Consider the following 17,480-nt stretch of genomic DNA (forward strand, 5'->3'; position numbering starts at 1 on the left):
ACGCGCTCCTCTTCCCTTGCAGCTTAATTTGGGAATTTCAGTTCTATTGCTCCTTACGCCCGGCGCAGCGTAATCACAGTAAGCTCCGGCCGGCATAACAGGCGAAACGGCATATAAGTCTCGCCGAAGCCTCTGTTAACATAAACCGGCATGGCTTTATTCTCTGTATGATACAGTCCGCTTATGTATTTAACTGCCCCGTATGGGGTGTAGGCTGCGCCCACAAAAGGAAGACGGATCTGTCCTCCATGGCTGTGCCCCGACAACTGCAGATCGAAGGGATAATTTTCCGCCGTGTCAGCATAATCCGGCTCATGCATCATCAGTACCGTACATGTCCCCTCTGGGATGCCTTTGAGTGCAGCTTCCGGATCGGGACGGCCATGCAGCATGTCTTCCAGGCCAGCAACCGCCATCACTGCACCGCCTTGCTTAATAAGATATGACTGATTCCTCAGCAATGTGAACCCGGCAGACTGCAGCAGCTGCGCAAGCAATTCCGTGTTCTTATAATCATGGTTGCCGAATATCGCATATTTCCCCAGGGGGGCATGAAGTTCCGCAAGCAGCGCTACGGATTCTTTCAGGTCCTCTGCGTAGCTGTCTACAATATCCCCGGTAAAGCAAATGATATCCGGCTCTGCGGCCTCAATGTGCTTAACCAGCCGGGCCAAATCATGGGCATCCTTGTTGAAGCCCAGATGCACATCACTGAAATGAACCAGCCGGGTGCCGGCAAACGCGGAAGGGAGATTCTTCAGCGGAATGTCCAGCCTCGTGATATCAAGCCAGTTGGGTTCTCCCTGCCACACATATCCGCCGCCGAGCAGCGCGGCCCCAAACATAGTAGCCGCTCCGCGGGTCAGGAACTGGCGGCGGGTAATTTTGCGGCCGCTGCCCTTCCCGGGTGGTAGCGGAGTGTTGTAACCTCCGCCGGCAACAAGAGGTGGACCTTCATTGGGAGAACCCCCGGACGCTTTTTTATTCATAGGGAGACCCTCCTTCCTTGCAGGAGCTTGAAATACAATCCGCTCCGCTAACTGTAAAAATCACTTGATCTCATCTTTTACATCTTCTACCGCTTCGTCCACTTCATCATCAATATCTACCTCGATGGACGCCTCAATCTCTGCTTCCGTGCCAGGGCCGAGAATCTTGCGGAACAAGCCCAGCATGGACAGGGCATAGGCTACAGTAATGAAGCTGAAGCTGATCTGCATGATGACCACGAGCCGCGAAGTATTGTCCACCGGAGCCACATCTCCATAGCCGACAGTCGTAAAGGTAGCCACGCTGAAATATAGAAAGGTAATCAGCTGGCTGAGCAGATCATCCCCTATTCCTTTGCCCTGAAAAGAGGACTGTCCAAATAGCTTATATATGGATGTATATACGACTGTAAAAAAAATAATGCAGGTAAAAGCAGCAATACTGATACGGACCAGTGTCTGCTGCAGCCTGACTTCCTTGCTGTTCGATTCCTTGATTTCATGAAAAATGAACAGAATGTAGAAAAGCACCGAGGCCAGGGCAAAGAGTAAAATCAGTCCCCTTAATCCCCGGTTGCCCGGTACGATGGAGCCCAGGTCAATCCAGTTCAGCAAATCCTCAACCGAAATGAGCGCATAGATTAGAATGGGGGCCAGCAGCACCCCTTTTCCCATCCAGCTCAGCTTCATCCGGAAAAACCAAAACGACAGCAGTATAATCACTGCTATATTGAGGGTCCATACCCACCAAGCCATAGCCATTACACTCCTGTTCTAAGGTACGGGCAATTGGTATCGGTAAGATAAGCAGCCGCTAATTCATTCCTGAGTGCGCCCGCTTTCCGTGCCGTTTGATTAATCCGCCTTCGGCCTGCTGGTGACGGTAATCCGGCATTCTTCTTCCGGTGCGGAGCTGTATGCAGAAGCAATTCCCTTGCTGGCGATTTCTTTCTTGCTGACCTTACGCAGTACCATTGCCACCTCGACATCCCTTGTGAACGGGAAAGGGTCGAGCATTAGCGTGGATGCATCCTGCCATTCCGCCGAGATCAGACGTCCTGACGTAAAGCTGAAATCCTCACTTCCGGAGAAGCCGTCCTTCCACCACGGATGTTCTTCCGATTTGGGGCTTCCCGGCTCATTCAGAGCCAGATACAAGGAGAGATCGTCAGAAAACTGCAGCAACCTGGCATCGTAATACAGCTCGCCTTCTCCGATAGGCTGGTTTTTCTCGAGGTCGCGGTGGATGCGGGCCCTGCGCTCCTCCTCATCCTTAAGATAGGCGGTCAGCTCCGGACAATCCTCCCCGGACACCTCAATCAGCCGTTCAAAATGCAGACTGCACAGCAGCGCACCGTACGGTGTGTCCGCTTCAATCTCATTAAGTCCACGTTTGTAGAACGTAAGCTTCGGCACTACGGGAAAATCTATGAAGCTGTAAGGCGCTCCTGCCGCATCATTCCAGAAAGGCGTTTCATCGAGATCAATCCAGCCCCTGTCATGGTTGCTGACCGCACGCAGCACCTCTGCACGCCGGTTTCCCTCGGGTACATGTTCTTCCTTGAACCATTGCGCAAATTCTCCGGCCAGCCGCCCGTGCTCATGCTGTTTAACCATTACAAATGCTCCGTCCTGTTCCCTACAAATCAACGTAATTCCTCCCCGATTCTCCACTGCCTGATGTTGGCTCAACTAAGGAGATTATAACATATCCATCTATATTTGTTTGAGTTTGGCTATTCATACACCTTCTGCTCGTTAAGAAGGGACTGTCTAAAAATGTACCCATTTATACCGCCAAAAGAAACAGGCAAACCCTAAGCGCTTGTGCCCCTGAATGCGGGAGCAGTAACACTCACCAGTTCTCCCAGTACCTTCTGGAGCTTCAGCAGGATATGTAGCCACTGAACGCGAAAAAGCCACTCCCTGCGGCAAAATAGCACCGCGAAAGTGGCTCAGGAAAGGATAGATAGCAGTAAATCAAAAATGGAGGGGGAAAAGAGTGAATTTACAATTTACACTCCCAGCCAACGCTTGAACATATGCTTGGTTGTCTGCTTGTTGATCTCCGCGATGGAGGTTGTAAGCGGGATGCCTTTCGGGCAGGCCCGCACACAGTTCTGCGAGTTGCCGCAGCCGTCGATGCCGCCGTCTTCCATCAACGCATCCAGACGGTCATCGGCGTTCATCTCGCCCGTAGGATGGGCGTTGAACAGGCGTACCTGGGAAATGGCTGCCGGCCCGATGAAATTGGTCTTCTCATTGACATTGGGGCAAGCCTCCAGGCAGACGCCGCAGGTCATGCATTTGGACAATTCGTAGGCCCACTGGCGTTTCTTCTCCGCCATCCGCGGCCCCGGACCCAAGTCATAGGTTCCGTCAATCGGGATCCAAGCCTTGACGCGTTTGAGTGCATTAAACATCCGGCTGCGGTCGATCACGAGATCACGTACCACAGGGAACGTCTTCATCGGCTCGATACGCACCGGCTGCTCCAGATTGTCGATCAGCGCCGCACAGGCCTGGCGCGGTTTGCCGTTTATCACCATGGAGCATGCACCGCACACTTCCTCCAGACAGTTGGAATCCCAGCATACCGGAACCGTACCGTCACCCTTGGCGTTAACCGGATTACGCTGGATTTCCATCAAAGCGCTGATCACGTTCATCCCCGGACGGTAGGCCAGCTCAAATTCCTCGACATACGGTGAGCTCTCCGGCTCGTCCTGGCGGGTAATTATAAACTTTACGTTTTTGGGAGCTGCAGCAGTTTCCGCCATATCAGTTACCTCCTAAAAGTTTGGTGAGCATTCCTTCAACGTATTTCTTCTTGCATAACCGCTATATTTCCGATTACCTTTTGAAGCCTGCTTGGGAGTATTCTGATGTACATTATGCATTCATCCCATATTCCCCATAGGTTCAGGGCTCATTTAAGTGACAGCATTAAGCGGTTAGTCCTTCGAATAATCCCGTACCCGCGGAGGAATCAGCGAGACATCTACTGCTTCATAAGAGATTTGCGGGCCATCCGCGCTCCATGTCGCTTTAGTCGTCTTCAGGAACTCCTCGTCGTTGCGTGTCGGAAATTCCGGCTTGTAGTGCGCGCCGCGGCTTTCGTTCCGCAGCAGCGCCCCGAGGGTCATCGCCTCAGACAGCTCCAGCATGTTCCAAAGCTGGCGGGTGAAGGCCACACCCTGGTTGTTCCAGCGGGAAGTATCATTCATGTTGATGTTGCGGTAACGCTCCTTAAGCTCTTTAATTTTGCCGATAGTCGCTTCCAGCTTAACGTTGTCACGCACAACGGTCATATTTGCGGTCATCCATTCGCCCAGTTCCTTATGAATCACATAGGCGTTCTCCGTGCCGGACATCGCCAGCAGGGACTCGTATTTGTCAGTCTGCTTCTTGTGGAAGCTGTCGAACACGGTGGAAGAAATGTCCTGCACCGATTTCTTCAGGCCTTTAATATATTCAACGGCCTTCGGTCCCGAGACCATGCCGCCATAAATCGCCGAGACCAGCGAGTTCGCGCCGAGCCGGTTCGCACCGTGGTATTGGTATTCGCATTCCCCTGCCGCGAACAGGCCGGGAATGTTGGTCATCTGATTGTAATCGACCCACATGCCGCCCATGGAGTAATGCACGGCTGGGAAGATTTTCATCGGTATTTTACGGGGATCATCGCCCATGAATTTCTCATAAATCTCAATAATGCCGCCCAGCTTGACGTCAAGCTCCTTAGGATCCTTGTGGGAGAGATCCAGATACACCATGTTCTCGCCGTTGATCCCGAGCCCCTGGTCCACACAGACATTAAAGATTTCGCGGGTTGCGATATCGCGCGGCACCAGATTTCCGTAAGACGGGTATTTCTCTTCCAGGAAGTACCACGGCTTGCCGTCCTTATAGGTCCAGATACGTCCGCCTTCGCCGCGTGCCGATTCAGACATCAGCCGCAGCTTGTCGTCGCCGGGGATTGCGGTCGGGTGAATCTGGATGAATTCTCCGTTGGCATAATGCACACCCTGTTGATATACAGCACTGGCAGCCGTCCCTGTGTTGATCACGGAGTTGGTCGTTTTGCCGAAAATAATTCCCGGGCCGCCGCTGGCCAGAATGACCGCGTCCGCAGGGAAGGTCTGGATCTCCATCGTCTTCAGGTTCTGGGCGCTGATGCCGCGGCAGACGCGCTCATCATCAAGGACGACGGAAAGGAATTCCCAGTTCTCGCTCTTAGTCACCAGGCCTTCCGCTTCCCAGCGGCGAACCTGTTCATCCAGCGCATACAGCAATTGCTGGCCGGTTGTCGCCCCGGCAAAAGCAGTACGGTGCCGTTTCGTTCCGCCAAACCGGCGGAAATCGAGCAGCCCCTCCGGGGTACGGTTGAACATTACGCCCATCCGGTCCATCAGATGGATGATGCCCGGTGCGGCTTCACACATCGCCTTAACCGGCGGCTGATTCGCCAGGAAGTCACCGCCGTAGACGGTGTCATCAAAATGCTCCCAGGGCGAGTCCCCCTCGCCCTTCGTATTAACAGCGCCGTTGATGCCGCCCTGCGCACAGACCGAGTGCGATCTTTTGACTGGAACCAGTGAGAACAAATGCACATGTGCGCCGGATTCCGCCGCCTTGATGGTAGCCATCAGGCCGGCCAGCCCGCCGCCCACGATAATGATATCGGCTGATGCCATGATTGTTCACTCCTAAAGTTTTGTGAGCATAGACTTCCGAGTATCCGCCTCGTACAAACCGGCCTCGGAAGCATAGGCTGTCAAACATGTAATTATGTCAGCTGTAATTCAGCCTTGTGGATATTTCCATAAATGGCAGCCGCTCCACACTGGAGTATATGCCAACTATTCCTTTTTAAATAAAAGTCCGCAGGGATTGCAGCGCGGAGGCTGTAGCTTGGAATTCACTGTCACGGAAAGTGACCAGCGACAGCAGGAACATGAAACTGACAAGGACGAAAAGTCCGAGACAAAGAATAGAGGACACTCTTTGTGAACGCGGCCCCACGGTAATCCCCCAGCTGATCAGGAATGACCATAGCCCATTGGAAAAGTGGAAGCAGGCCGCCAGAATCCCAATTACATATACGGCTAGAAGAAGCGGCTGGGTAACGATGTCATGCATTACACTGCCAAGTTCCTCATGCTCCACATTCCCGAGCGCCACCTGAAACCGGGTTTCGAACACATGCCAGACGATGAACACGAAAGTGATGACTCCGCTTACACGCTGCAGCGTATACCGCCAGTTTCTTTCCAGATTGTACCGGTTCAGGTTCGGCTTGGACTGATAGGCGATGTATAGCCCATAAACCCCGTGGTACAGCAGCGGCAGCCATATGCCGAACAATTCCAGGAAGAAGACTAGCGGCAGGCTGTTGAGCCATAGCACACTGTCTGTGAAGCCGGAAGCGCCACCCTCCACTGCCGCAAAATTCGTCAGCATGTGCTCAAGGAAAAAGCCCCCAAGCGGGATAATGCCGAGCAAGGAATGAATCTTTCTGGAATAAAATCCTCTCATGCAAAGTGTCCCCTTTCCGAATAAAAAACAGCGTTTTCATTAATGAGCATACACCGCCGGGAGTACAGTTGAAACAGGGGAACTAAGGTTTAAAACCATCACCTGAATCTCTATTTTCACCACTATCCATTGCTTTCCCGGACTTTGCTTTATTATTCACAATATGTGAATATCTTGTGTCACTTTTCATGTTACTCTTTTTTCTCTTATAAGGGAATTGCAATCTAATTATTAAACGTTATACAATAATTGCATAAGAATATTTTTAATATGATAATAATTCTCATTTAGAACAGTGATTCCAAAGATTTCGCCGGTCCTTCAACCTTTTTCAAGAAGAGACATCCGTCGCGGCTATGCCTTTTATCACTTTCACTACAGGGACACTGATATAAAGTTATCAGCATTACTACAAGTTGGATGAAAGGAGACCTCTGTTATGTTCGACGATTTGGATATTTTTGCTGCAGTTGTGGAGCATTCCAGCCTTAACCGGGCTTCACGCCAGCTAAATCTGTCCCAGCCCGCTCTCTCCCGCAAAATCTCCAAACTGGAGGAACGGCTGGGCGTCGCCCTGTTCAACCGGTTCGGCAAACGGCTGGAGCTGACCGAGGTTGGCCGTCTCACCTATACTTATGCGCTGGAGCAGCGTCAGCAACGGTCCAAATTTCTGGAGGCATTGTCCAAATTCAGGGAGGGTGAACCGCAGTTCGTGACACTTGGCGCCAGTCTGACGACACTGCAGACCACACTGCCGCCGCTTGTGAACGCCTACACGGAGAAATACCCGGCAGCCGAGCTGAAGCTGATTACCGGAAAAACACATGAAATCGTCTCTTCGGTCAGCGAGGGTAAATGTGATGTCGGCATTATCGCCTCCTCCATACAGGAGCCGGGACTGCGCTGCATCCCGCTGTTCGAGGACCAGCTGCGGCTGGTCGTCTCCAGTCATCATCCGCTGACCCTGCCGGCGAAGCTGACAATGGACCATCTCGCGCGGCTGCCGATGATTCTCTTCTCCAAGGGCACCTGGTACCGCCGCATGACCGATGAGCTGTTCCAGCGCTGCGCCGTTGAGCCGGATGTGCGCATGGAGATCGACTCCTTCGAAGCGATCGTCCGGCTGCTGCCGACGATTAAGGCAGCAGCGCTGCTGCCGAAGTCGTACCTTCGTCCGGAGCTGCTGAACGGAGGCGGGCTGGTCTCTCTCCATATTAAGGAACTGGAGCAGACCCAGCGGACTACCTGTCTGATCTATCAGGGAAGCGGCAGCCTGAGCACCGCGGCACGCTGCCTCGTGCAGGTTACGGAGGAAGTATTCCTGCCTGGACACGAATAACGAGCAAATGCCCGGCAAGCCCCCATATTGCTATGGATCGGCCTGCCGGGTATTTGCGTGTACACGGGCAGTTATTCTGGTATATTGAGCGCCAGCTTGTAATTCAGTTTGAATACAGGCCCGCAGATACTGGAATTAACGGAACTTGCCTGCGTCGATCGCCTCTTGCTTCTCGTCGAGAATTTCCTGGTAGCCTGCCTTCAGGTAAGTCTCCTTGGCTGCTTCATAGGTCGCATCGAATTCAGCTTCCGGAGCAAGCGCACATTTCACATACAGATCCTGAAAGAGTGAGTTCAGATCGGCTTTATACTCATTTACCTTCTCAAGCACAACGGTGAACATGGCATCCGGTGTGCGGAATTCCGCAACCTCGTTGTAGTATTTCACCATATCATCGGCGAGATTCTCGTAGCCGGCCGGTGCCCAGTTGCGGAGATTCGCTTTGAGGGTCTTGTCAGCTTCCGGATATTGCGCGATTTCAGTCACGAGGCCCCAGTAGTCCTTGTTATTGTTCTGTGCCAGGACGGATTCGCCCTTATAATCTGCTTTTTTTACAGCGATACCGTCTGCGTCAAGCGTATAGTTTTCGCCTTCAACACCGTTCTGGAACTTGAACAGATTTTCCGGCTGGCTGAGCCATTCCAGATACATCCAGACTGCAGCGCGCTCCTCAGGCGAGGTTTCATAGTTGATACCCATGATGAAGCCAAACGGCCAGTAAGCGCGTCCTTGAGGCTTGAGCCCCTCAGGAACACCTGCAAAAGGCGGCACTACAGCAAATTCGGCGTCCGGATTGTTCGCCAGGGTAGCAGCAAAGACGTCTGTATTGTTCGTGAGATAGAATCCGTAGTTACCTGTTTTTCCGGCAACGAATTCGGATTTAATCTTATTATCATCGTTACGCAGATAGAATTCCTTATCGATAAGGCCGTTATTGTACTGATAGTTCATATTACGCAAGAAACGCTCAGTGTCGGCGCTGGTCAAATCAGCAACGCTCAGATCTGAATAAAGCGCGCGGTATTTCGGATCGACGGGCCAATCGCGGAAGGCGTAATTGTAGTTGAAATTGTTTTGAAGCAAGCTGCCGCCAGTCACTCCCAGTCCGGCTTCTTTCCATTTCAACAGCATCTCATTGTACTTCTCAAGAGAAGTCAAATCTTCCACCTTCATGCCTACCTTCTCCACCCAGTCTTTGCGGATGATGGATGTGAAATTGTCAGCTTCGGGACGTGCGGCGAAGAAGAAGGTATTCTTATCGTCTACAACACCATATTGCTTGATCGTTTCGCCCATACTTTTCCAATATGTCGGTGCATAATTCTCGATTTCAGCATAGTCCAGCGGCTGCATAACATCCTCGCCGTAATAGGTAAGTGCCTGTGGCATATCATAGTGAAAAATAATATCAGGGGCCTTATGTGACGCCAGAAGCTGCTCGTAATCGGTCACTTCGCTGTTACGGGTAATCGGCACGTAATTGACTTCGATATTGTATTTGTCGCCGAATTCCGCTTGAACCCAGCGGGTATAATAGTTGTCGGTTACATTCCAGCCCTCGAACGCCCGCTCATAAACCGGGATATCCAGACTAACCTTCTTCTCAAAACCCTTCGTATAATCAGGATAGCTTCCTTCGCTCTGATTATTGGCTGCCGCCGTCTCAGCAGGACTGTTAGGCTCAGCACTCTGATTATTGTTATTCCCCCCGGAGCACCCGGCCAGCATACCGGCCGTCATGACAGATGCCATCATTAACGAAACAACTCTTTTTTTGTTCATCGCAATTCCCCCAATTTTAAATTTCGGACTGTAGAATTACTATTCTGGAACACAAGATTACTCTTTGACTGCTCCGAGCATAACGCCCTGAACGAAGTATTTCTGAACAAAGGGATAGACGCAAAGAATGGGTAGGGTTGCAAATACAACGACTGATGCTTTTAAGACTTCCGGATTACTAAGAGATACCTGAGTGGCTTCCAATTGGAAGCTTTCACTGGCCTGAATGACCAGATAATACAGCTTGAGCTGCAGAGGCCGGAGTGAGATCTCATGCTTGATATAGAACAATGCATCCTGGTAAACATTCCAGCGTCCAACCGCGTAGAAGAGAGAGAGTGTCGCGATAATCGGTTTGGACAACGGGATAACAATGCTGAGCAGGATCCGAAAATGCCCGGCGCCGTCGATCCGTGCAGATTCTTCCAGACTTACGGGAATACCGCTCGTTAGAGAAGTCTTCATAATCAGCAGATTGAAGGCGCTGAACGACAACGGTAAAATCAGTGACCATATCGTATCCATCAGTCCCAGATTGTTAATGTTCATATAGTCCGGGATGATACCTCCACTAAAGTACATCGTGAACAAAAAGATGAAGGTGATTACTCTACGGCCCTTCAGCTGAGATCTGGACAGCGGGTACGCGGCGCAGATGGTCAGAACCATCCCCAGTATGGTGAACAGCACTGTCACTATAACTGAGATGTACAGTGAACGGAGTATACTGGCATCCGCGAAGATTTTCTTGTACGCTTCTATGGTGAAGCCCTGCGGCCACAGAAAAACCTTATTTGCAATAACAAAGGAGTCAGAGCTCAGGGATTTCGACACAACATGAAGAAACGGCAACAAGCACGCTAGCGAAGCAATGATCAGAACGAGGCGGATCAGCAATTCCCAGATGTCCAAACGCCCTTTACGTGATGCGGCAGGGTTGCCGGTTAATGCTCTCATGGTTTCTCTCCTTTCTATAATATTCCATCCTCGCCGAGCTTCTTAGCCACGCGGTCAGCCGTTATTACAAGAAGAATACCGATGACGGACTGGAAGAGTCCTATCGCTGTCGCCCGGCTGAAATTGCCGCTTTCGATCCCCCAACGGTACACCAGAACCGGTATGGTCGTTGTGTACTCTGTGGTGGCCTTGTTCTGCAGAACGAATATACGCTCGAACGAGCCCTCCATTATCTTCCCCAGGTTCATGATCAGCAAGGTTACAATGGTTGCACGGATGGAAGGAACTGTGATATTCCATACCTTTCTCCAGCGTCCTGCTCCATCAACGGTAGCTGCTTCATACATCTCCGGGTTAATACCGCTAATGGCCGCCAAATAGATGATGGTCCCCCACCCCATGCTCGACCACACACCGATTGCCAGGTAGCTGATCAGCCAATGCGTATCTTCCTGGAGGAACGGAACACGATTACCGCCCATAAGCTCAATCAAATTATTGACGACACCGTTTCCTTGACTAAGCAGCTGATAAGCGATCGCCCCGATAATGACCCAGGACAGGAAATGCGGCAAGTACAGCATGGTTTGGTTTACGCGTTTGAACCTTACGCTTTTGACTTCATTCAGCAGCAGAGCCAGTACGATCGGCATCGTGAAGCTGAATATGAGATCAAGAATATTGAGCATCAGCGTATTGCGGACAGCACGGGTGAAGTCTGGTTTGGAGAAAATATCCCGGAATACTTCAAAACCAACCCATTCACTGCCCCAAACCCCTCTTGCAATCTTGTAGTCTTTAAAAGCGAGCACAAGTCCTGTCATCGGCAGGTATTTGAATACGATTACAAAAGATAATGGAATTAATAATAGTAAATAGAGCTGCCAGTCACGCTGTAAGAAATACCCTAGTCCCTGTTTGTTTCTTAATAAGGCGGTTTCATTTGTTTTTGAAGCGCTTGCAACTTTCAAACTTTCACCTCCTCCACCAAATTATCTCCTTGCCGGTTGTGTTCACCAGCCCGAGTTCAATGCTATCCCCTTTGTCTGGTTTTGAAAATCATGAGTATTGATGATCCCCATCAAATTTGATCGGGCCGCGGTTTTAGCGGCATCTGCAGCATCCTGATGATCAATTATGATAGGTATTCCCAAATATAAAACGCTTTCATTAACAAAAAAAGCCGCTGGCTGCTGGCCAGGAGCAGGCTCCTAGGAGCTCTTGCTCTTGGCCGACTTGTAGCTGCTCGGCGGCATGCCTTCGTACTTGCGGAAAAACCGGTTGAAGCTCTGGACATTATGATAGCCAACCTCTGCTGCAATCTGCTTGATCGTCAGGTCGGTATCCAGCAGCAGTTCCTTGGCTTTCTCGATACGCAGCTGATTAAGATAATCAATCATGCTGTTTCCGGTTAGCTCATACACGATCTTGCGCATATAAGAGTAGCTGATGCCGATTTCTTTAGCCATATCCTCAAATACAATTTCTTCACGGTAATGTTCCTTCAAATAATGAATGATCCGTTCTCCATGATTGGTTTCACCCGTGCTGCGGTCCAGACTCTGTACAATTTCACGGAAAATTTCATGCAAATACTCCTCAAGCTCATCAAGCGTATCCATCGCAGCCAGAATGGTGTATATGTTGCCTTTGCCCATAATCATTCTTCCGGTACCGATATGATTTTCACGAAGATGCTTGATGGTCGCACCTATCAGCTGGTGATAAATGAACATGATATTATCATAGGAAATATTCTCTTCCGAGCTGATCTGACAGCGGATGCTCTGAAGCTCTTTGAAAATCCCGTCCAGGTTGCCGGCGTCCAGGAAATTGAGAATCCGTCGTTCACTGCAGTCGAAGTCGATATATTTCCGGCTGTTCTCCCCCTCATCCTCCCAGTACATGATGCTGCCGGCACCATTAATCATCCGCTGCTTAATCAATTCCATCGCTTCAAACAACCGCTGGGCAACCATTTCAGGTGCATCAGCCAAATTACTTAATCCGATCGTGACCGAATGCTCCAGCAGCGCAAGCGACTGATCCCCGACCTTTTCCAGCGCCTGATGAATCAGGCCGCTGCTCCGCTCATCCTCACCCGGAGCAAAGTTCAGCACAATCACAATACAGCCGTCGTTATGATAGACAGAACGGGCCAGAATTCCCTCTGGAAAGAAGCTTTCGTACTTCGTATTAAGCAGATACCGGTGGTAGCTGCGTGTCTCCACATTGGTATTGCCCACATATACTCTATACTGGTCGATGGAGACAACGGCGATTCTGTAACAGGCTTCCGGAAAAACCTCCGTGATCCGGGGCGGAATCTCTCCGCGCAAAAGACGGTGAACAGCGAGACTGCGGATATCCTGCTCACGCTCCTGCAGCAGCTGGAACAGACTATCCTCTTCCTCCTGCATTCGTTTGAACGCCATATCCAGGAAGGCAAGCTCATTCTTATTCACCACACCCAAATCGCTTTTGGAGCGTATCGTCCGCACCAGCTGCCTCACCGGTCTGGACAGCCAAGTCGCGAGAACGACAGCCATAACTGTGCCCAGCAATATAATAGCACCCGTAAGCAAAATGATATTCCCCTGCATATCACGTGATTTGGTCATCAGCTCATCCATAGAACTCCAGCTTACATTCCACCATCCGGACAATGAAGAGCGGTTCCAGGCGTAAACCATCCGTTTGCCATCAAGCTCACGGAATGTATAACCTTCACTTGGTTCCTGAGTCAGCATATCCCGAATAAAGGGCAGCTCATAACCGTCAGTGAGCAGCTTCGACTTGTCCTTGTATGATATTATTGTGCCGTCCGATGCCAGAAGCAGGTGGTTGCTGTCTCCGACTTCTGTTTCATGCAAATATTTACCGATCTGGCTCTCGCTTATGTTAACGATGATTAATCCGTGCGTGGTGGAAGACAGACGATTGAGCGGATACACGTACGATACAACATTGACGCCCGAGTCCAGCTTGCGGGGAACCCATACGCCGCTGATTCCTCTCCGCCCCTCAAGAGCTTCTGTTGTCCAGCTGATCGACTCATACCGCTCCAGCTTTGTGATCCCGTTGTCAGTAGAAATAACATAATCTGAATCATTCAAGTAGAAGTAGGAGGATTCCGTCCCATCTACCCGGCGGTTCAAATTCATCAACTCCTTCATCACTGTCAGCGCGCTGCTCACGTTATTGTAATTGGAGTTGAGTTCTTCGAACGTCTCGAAATTGCGAATGCGGTCAAAAACGTTAGTTGCAGCCGAACGTGCCGTATCCTGCGCCAGGTTAGCGAGCGCGCTCTCGTTCAGCTTGCGGTTGGCATTCAGCCCGGCGAGTGTGGATTCTCCGATGGCTTCCTCTGAGTTCTGTAAAAGCTGTGCCCCGCTGTACCACGTCAGGATGGCTGTCGGAATGGCCATGACGCAGAATAGAATCAATGCCAGCTGCAGCAGCATCGGTGTTTTTTTCATTTTTGCTCCCCTTATGATTTCTGTAGATACGTAGATTGAACAATACTTCCCCTGGATGTACTCCATGACAAATCCGGTATTCACACCAGCACCAGTAGCAGCAGCATTCACTGTTACCGCTTACATTTCAATTTAAAACAGATAACCCGGCTATTGTTATTTTATCATTATAAAAAACATTTTAAATATATGTATAGGAAAAATTTTCAAACAAATTAGGAAAATTGACGATGCTATAGCCGGACACCCCTTGACACTGGACCTATTTTCCCCTAAGGTTAGTTACATGAGTAATTAACCAGTTAGGTGGTGAAGCATTGGGATTTCAAATGGATGACACCCGGCCAATATTCGTACAGATCGCAGAGCGAATAGAAAATGACATCATAGATGGAACCATACCGGAAGAATCTCAGGTGCCTTCCACGAATCAGTTCGCTTCGTTTTATGGCATCAATCCGGCGACAGCGGCCAAAGGCGTGAATCTGCTCGTGGAGCAAGGAATATTGTACAAGAAGAGGGGAATTGGGATGTTTGTGGCAGCAGGTGCGCGTGCGGACTTGACAGATAAGCGCAGACAGCAGTTTTATGAGCAGTATGTGGTGGCTATGATCCGTGAAGCCGGCAAGCTCGGCATTACGGCCGAGCAACTGTCCGAAATGATCCGCAAGGGGGATGAGAACCGATGATGATCACCAGGAAGACGATTGAGGCGAAGGCAGCACTGCCCGAGGCAGAGCTTGAGCTGAATCAGGTCAGCAAGGTATTCCGCGGAGGCCAAGGTGTGCATGATGTCTCTCTTACGCTTGAACCGCAGGTGATTCATGGACTGATCGGAGCCAATGGCAGCGGCAAAAGCACCCTGCTGTCACTTATAGCCGGCCAAAGGTTCCCTGACAGCGGACAAATTACCTACGGCGGTGCTCCCGTGCACGAGAATGCCGCTGCCCTCAGCAGTATTTGCCTGGTCAAGACCTATGAACGTTCCTGGGATAGCTACACCCTAAAGGACATCTTCAACTATGCCTCATTTTTTTATCCGAATTGGGATGGCGAACTGGCCGAGAAACTGATGCGCAAGTTTCAGCTGGACAACAAAAAGAATTACCAGCAGCTGTCGCGCGGCGGTCAATCAATGGCGGGAATCATCAAGGGCCTGGCCAGCCGGGCTCCGCTGACGCTGCTGGATGAGCCGGTAATCGGCCTTGACGCCTCGATGCGTGAAATCTTTTACCGGACACTGCTTGAGGATTACGGCAAATTCCCCCGTACTTTTGTAGTAACTACACACCTGATCGAGGAAGCGGAGAACCTGTTTGAACGAATGACTTACATCAAAAAAGGCCGCATCGCCTTCCAAGGCCCTGTGGAGGATTTTGCCGCCAATGCTGCCTATGCTTCTGGGCCTGCCACGGTACTGGAGGCGTTGTTGAAGGACGTGCGAGTGCTGCACAGCGAACGCCTGGGCGGCAAACTCCTGCTCACCTTGGAAGATCTGTCAGACCCTTCCGAACGCAAAATGCTGCAGGATCAGGGCGTAGAGCTGTCTCCGGTTCCGCTGCAAAAGCTGTTCGTATATCTGACACTGCGCGATGCAGAGAACAATCAAGGAGGCGGAAATTTATGAGCACCCGGAGTTTAATTAAATTCCAACTGAAAGATTACCGCAGAGGATCCTTGATTCTGCTGAGCGTACTTGTTCTTGTCGACATCGCCATGGTGCTGCTGCTTAAGTTCCTGCCTTCCATGGATGCTGGATCAGCGGATAACATTTTCAGCGTCAACCGGAATATCATTACCATCTTCTCCATCGTTAGCATGATTGTTACGGTAGCTATCACCTTCCCGCTAATGAGCAGCTTCAGTGTGACGCGCCGCAATTTCTATGTCAGCACGCTGCTGGCCCTCCTGGGTTTCTGCATTTCGGCTGCGCTGGCGGAGAGCATCCTGTATCTGATTGGCCGGGCAGTTCTGCCTTCCATAGGACTCCCGGTTGAAGTGGACCGGCCTTTATTGCTCTCTTGGTACATGTTCACACTAACCTTACTCGAAATCTCAATGGCCACCTTCCTGATTGGCTCCTGTTTTTACAGATTCAAATTAGTCATCGGGATCTTCTCGGCCATTATATATTTTGGATTGATTGAGTTGATCTCCCTCCTGCTGCCTTCTCTGCAATTCATGGATGTATCAGCACTGTTACCGCTTCCTTCGGAGACGTTCCAGCCTGGAACCTCCGTTCTTATGTGGGTTATCACTGCGCTGTTCGCTGTGACCGGCTGGCTGGTTTACCGCCGTACTGACATCCGAATGTAGATTAGATACTGCTGTTAGAAACTGTGGATGCCGTTTTTATTCAAAAGGATTATTTATCCGACGCTGCGGATAGCAAATATGCTAAGGTATATCAAAAAGCGGGCATCCCGTTTTTCTTCATCGAATCCAAGAAATCATATGTACCTTTTGTGATTGAGGATCTGTCCTATGAAGAAGTGCCGGATTTGTCACCAGACATGTATGCTTCAGGCTATTATCAGTCTGGGGATAAAGCGCAATTCTGGGGGTACGGGCTGTACAATGACCAAGTCAATCCAGCCAATATTAAAGATGCCTATTCACAGATATTCACTACCATTGCCTCGCTTCCACAATAGCAAAACGCCCGGATGCGCATCCGGGCGTTTTTGCATTCCTTTTATAATTCTACGCAGACGGGCATATAGGCACTAATCCGCATTTACAGCTTCGTCCTCGAACTCTTCAATACTCTGATTGGAGCCAATGACCACCATAATATCACCCTCATTCACATGATCATGCGCGGTAGGAGCGACGATGATCCCGTCCTCACGGTTCAGGGCAATGATGCTGCAGCCGTATCTGGCCCGGGTGTTCAGCTCCGAGAGGCTTTTGCCGTTCATGCAGGAAGGCACGGTCAGCTCGACAATTTTATAATCCTTGGAGATTTCGATATAGTCCAGAAGATTGGGCGTCACCAGCTGATGCGCCACACGGACACCCATATCCCGCTCGGGGAAAATAACCCGGTCGACCCCCAGCTTGGACAACGCCCGCCCGTGAAGAATTGTTATCGCCTTGCCAACCACCTGCTTTACACCAAGCTCCTTGAGCAGGATCGCCGCCAGTATGCTGCGCTCCATGTTATCTCCAATTGCCACAATACCGCAGTCAAAATTACGCACCCCCAGCGAACGCATAATTCCTTCATCTGTAGCATCCGCCATTACAGCATGAGTCAGCCGGCCGCTCATCTCTTCAACCCGGTCCTCCTGATGGTCAATCCCAAGCACCTCATAGCCCATGGCCATCAGTTCAAGCGCAAGGCTTGAGCCAAAACGGCCGAGACCGATTACGACAAACTGCTGTGGTTTCATA

Annotated in this window: 16 protein-coding genes; 5 read left to right on the forward strand and 11 right to left on the reverse strand. The window is 50.6% G+C overall.

What is annotated here, in order from left to right; genetic code table 11:
* Positions 1-53: 53 nt before the first annotated feature.
* From H70357_RS27765 to H70357_RS27790, 6 genes are all read right to left on the reverse strand, one after another.
* Positions 54-989 carry a metallophosphoesterase gene (locus tag H70357_RS27765; protein WP_038596068.1) on the reverse strand — a complete coding sequence of 312 codons (936 nt, stop codon included), beginning with the start codon at positions 987-989 and terminating at the stop codon, positions 54-56.
* Between the two features lie 60 nt (positions 990-1,049).
* Positions 1,050-1,745 carry an ion channel gene (locus tag H70357_RS27770; RefSeq protein ID WP_038596070.1) on the reverse strand — a complete coding sequence of 232 codons (696 nt, stop codon included), beginning with the start codon at positions 1,743-1,745 and terminating at the stop codon, positions 1,050-1,052.
* 99 nt (positions 1,746-1,844) lie between these two features.
* Positions 1,845-2,639, reverse strand: coding sequence for a DUF3891 family protein (locus H70357_RS27775; RefSeq protein WP_038596071.1), 795 nt, complete (start codon positions 2,637-2,639; stop codon positions 1,845-1,847).
* A 365-nt stretch (positions 2,640-3,004) separates the two neighbouring features.
* Positions 3,005-3,769, reverse strand: a complete 765-nt coding sequence (gene sdhB / locus H70357_RS27780; protein ID WP_038596073.1) for a succinate dehydrogenase iron-sulfur subunit — start codon at positions 3,767-3,769, stop codon at positions 3,005-3,007.
* 174 nt (positions 3,770-3,943) lie between these two features.
* Positions 3,944-5,686, reverse strand: coding sequence for a succinate dehydrogenase flavoprotein subunit (sdhA, locus tag H70357_RS27785; RefSeq protein WP_038596075.1), 1,743 nt, complete (start codon positions 5,684-5,686; stop codon positions 3,944-3,946).
* A gap of 175 nt (positions 5,687-5,861) precedes the next feature.
* Positions 5,862-6,527, reverse strand: a complete 666-nt coding sequence (locus tag H70357_RS27790; RefSeq protein WP_038596077.1) for a succinate dehydrogenase cytochrome b558 subunit — start codon at positions 6,525-6,527, stop codon at positions 5,862-5,864.
* A gap of 439 nt (positions 6,528-6,966) precedes the next feature.
* Between H70357_RS27790 and H70357_RS27795 the strand changes: the two genes are divergently transcribed.
* Complete coding sequence (locus H70357_RS27795) at positions 6,967-7,866, forward strand: LysR family transcriptional regulator (RefSeq protein ID WP_038596078.1); 900 nt, start codon at positions 6,967-6,969, stop codon at positions 7,864-7,866.
* Between the two features lie 135 nt (positions 7,867-8,001).
* Here the strand turns inward: H70357_RS27795 and H70357_RS27800 are convergent, their stop codons facing one another.
* From H70357_RS27800 to H70357_RS27815, 4 genes are all read right to left on the reverse strand, one after another.
* On the reverse strand, positions 8,002-9,648 hold the full coding sequence (locus H70357_RS27800; protein ID WP_038596080.1) for a type 2 periplasmic-binding domain-containing protein: 1,647 nt from the start codon (positions 9,646-9,648) through the stop codon (positions 8,002-8,004).
* A 57-nt stretch (positions 9,649-9,705) separates the two neighbouring features.
* Entirely contained in the window at positions 9,706-10,605 is a 900-nt protein-coding gene (locus H70357_RS27805; protein WP_052092288.1) for a carbohydrate ABC transporter permease, read from the reverse strand.
* A 14-nt stretch (positions 10,606-10,619) separates the two neighbouring features.
* Positions 10,620-11,576, reverse strand: coding sequence for an ABC transporter permease (locus H70357_RS27810; RefSeq protein ID WP_038596082.1), 957 nt, complete (start codon positions 11,574-11,576; stop codon positions 10,620-10,622).
* Between the two features lie 240 nt (positions 11,577-11,816).
* A complete protein-coding gene (locus H70357_RS27815) occupies positions 11,817-14,084 on the reverse strand; it encodes a helix-turn-helix domain-containing protein (protein WP_038596083.1) in 2,268 nt (755 codons plus the stop codon).
* 329 nt (positions 14,085-14,413) lie between these two features.
* Between H70357_RS27815 and H70357_RS27820 the strand changes: the two genes are divergently transcribed.
* Genes H70357_RS27820 through H70357_RS27835 form a run of 4 tightly spaced genes read left to right on the forward strand, consistent with a single transcriptional unit; the run spans position 14,414 to position 16,738 of the window.
* Complete coding sequence (locus H70357_RS27820; protein ID WP_179091801.1) at positions 14,414-14,773, forward strand: GntR family transcriptional regulator; 360 nt, start codon at positions 14,414-14,416, stop codon at positions 14,771-14,773.
* The gene (locus H70357_RS27825) at positions 14,770-15,711 is read left to right on the forward strand and encodes an ATP-binding cassette domain-containing protein (protein ID WP_052092289.1); all 942 of its coding nucleotides are present in this window, start codon (positions 14,770-14,772) and stop codon (positions 15,709-15,711) included. The genes H70357_RS27820 and H70357_RS27825 overlap by 4 nt, the downstream gene beginning before the upstream one ends.
* Entirely contained in the window at positions 15,708-16,400 is a 693-nt protein-coding gene (locus H70357_RS27830) for a hypothetical protein (protein WP_038596087.1), read from the forward strand. The genes H70357_RS27825 and H70357_RS27830 overlap by 4 nt, the downstream gene beginning before the upstream one ends.
* Positions 16,401-16,423: 23 nt before the next feature.
* The gene (locus H70357_RS27835) at positions 16,424-16,738 is read left to right on the forward strand and encodes a hypothetical protein (protein ID WP_052092290.1); all 315 of its coding nucleotides are present in this window, start codon (positions 16,424-16,426) and stop codon (positions 16,736-16,738) included.
* A gap of 72 nt (positions 16,739-16,810) precedes the next feature.
* Here the strand turns inward: H70357_RS27835 and H70357_RS27840 are convergent, their stop codons facing one another.
* Positions 16,811-17,479 carry a potassium channel family protein gene (locus H70357_RS27840; protein WP_038596089.1) on the reverse strand — a complete coding sequence of 223 codons (669 nt, stop codon included), beginning with the start codon at positions 17,477-17,479 and terminating at the stop codon, positions 16,811-16,813.
* Position 17,480 lies beyond the last annotated feature (1 nt).

This window comes from Paenibacillus sp. FSL H7-0357 (assembly GCF_000758525.1).
Lineage (GTDB): Bacteria > Bacillota > Bacilli > Paenibacillales > Paenibacillaceae > Paenibacillus_AQ.

Bases quoted from the DNA above. Each gene is read 5' to 3' on its own strand.
- H70357_RS27765 (WP_038596068.1), bottom strand. From the start codon at position 989: ATGAATAAAAAAGCGTCCGGGGGTTCTCCCAATGAAGGTCCACCTCTT.
- H70357_RS27770 (WP_038596070.1), bottom strand. From the start codon at position 1,745: ATGGCTTGGTGGGTATGGACCCTCAATATAGCAGTGATTATACTGCTG.
- sdhB (WP_038596073.1), bottom strand. From the start codon at position 3,769: ATGGCGGAAACTGCTGCAGCTCCCAAAAACGTAAAGTTTATAATTACC.
- sdhA (WP_038596075.1), bottom strand. From the start codon at position 5,686: ATGGCATCAGCCGATATCATTATCGTGGGCGGCGGGCTGGCCGGCCTG.
- H70357_RS27790 (WP_038596077.1), bottom strand. From the start codon at position 6,527: ATGAGAGGATTTTATTCCAGAAAGATTCATTCCTTGCTCGGCATTATC.
- H70357_RS27795 (WP_038596078.1), top strand. From the start codon at position 6,967: ATGTTCGACGATTTGGATATTTTTGCTGCAGTTGTGGAGCATTCCAGC.
- H70357_RS27800 (WP_038596080.1), bottom strand. From the start codon at position 9,648: ATGAACAAAAAAAGAGTTGTTTCGTTAATGATGGCATCTGTCATGACG.
- H70357_RS27805 (WP_052092288.1), bottom strand. From the start codon at position 10,605: ATGAGAGCATTAACCGGCAACCCTGCCGCATCACGTAAAGGGCGTTTG.
- H70357_RS27815 (WP_038596083.1), bottom strand. From the start codon at position 14,084: ATGAAAAAAACACCGATGCTGCTGCAGCTGGCATTGATTCTATTCTGC.
- H70357_RS27820 (WP_179091801.1), top strand. From the start codon at position 14,414: ATGGATGACACCCGGCCAATATTCGTACAGATCGCAGAGCGAATAGAA.
- H70357_RS27825 (WP_052092289.1), top strand. From the start codon at position 14,770: ATGATGATCACCAGGAAGACGATTGAGGCGAAGGCAGCACTGCCCGAG.
- H70357_RS27830 (WP_038596087.1), top strand. From the start codon at position 15,708: ATGAGCACCCGGAGTTTAATTAAATTCCAACTGAAAGATTACCGCAGA.
- H70357_RS27840 (WP_038596089.1), bottom strand. From the start codon at position 17,479: ATGAAACCACAGCAGTTTGTCGTAATCGGTCTCGGCCGTTTTGGCTCA.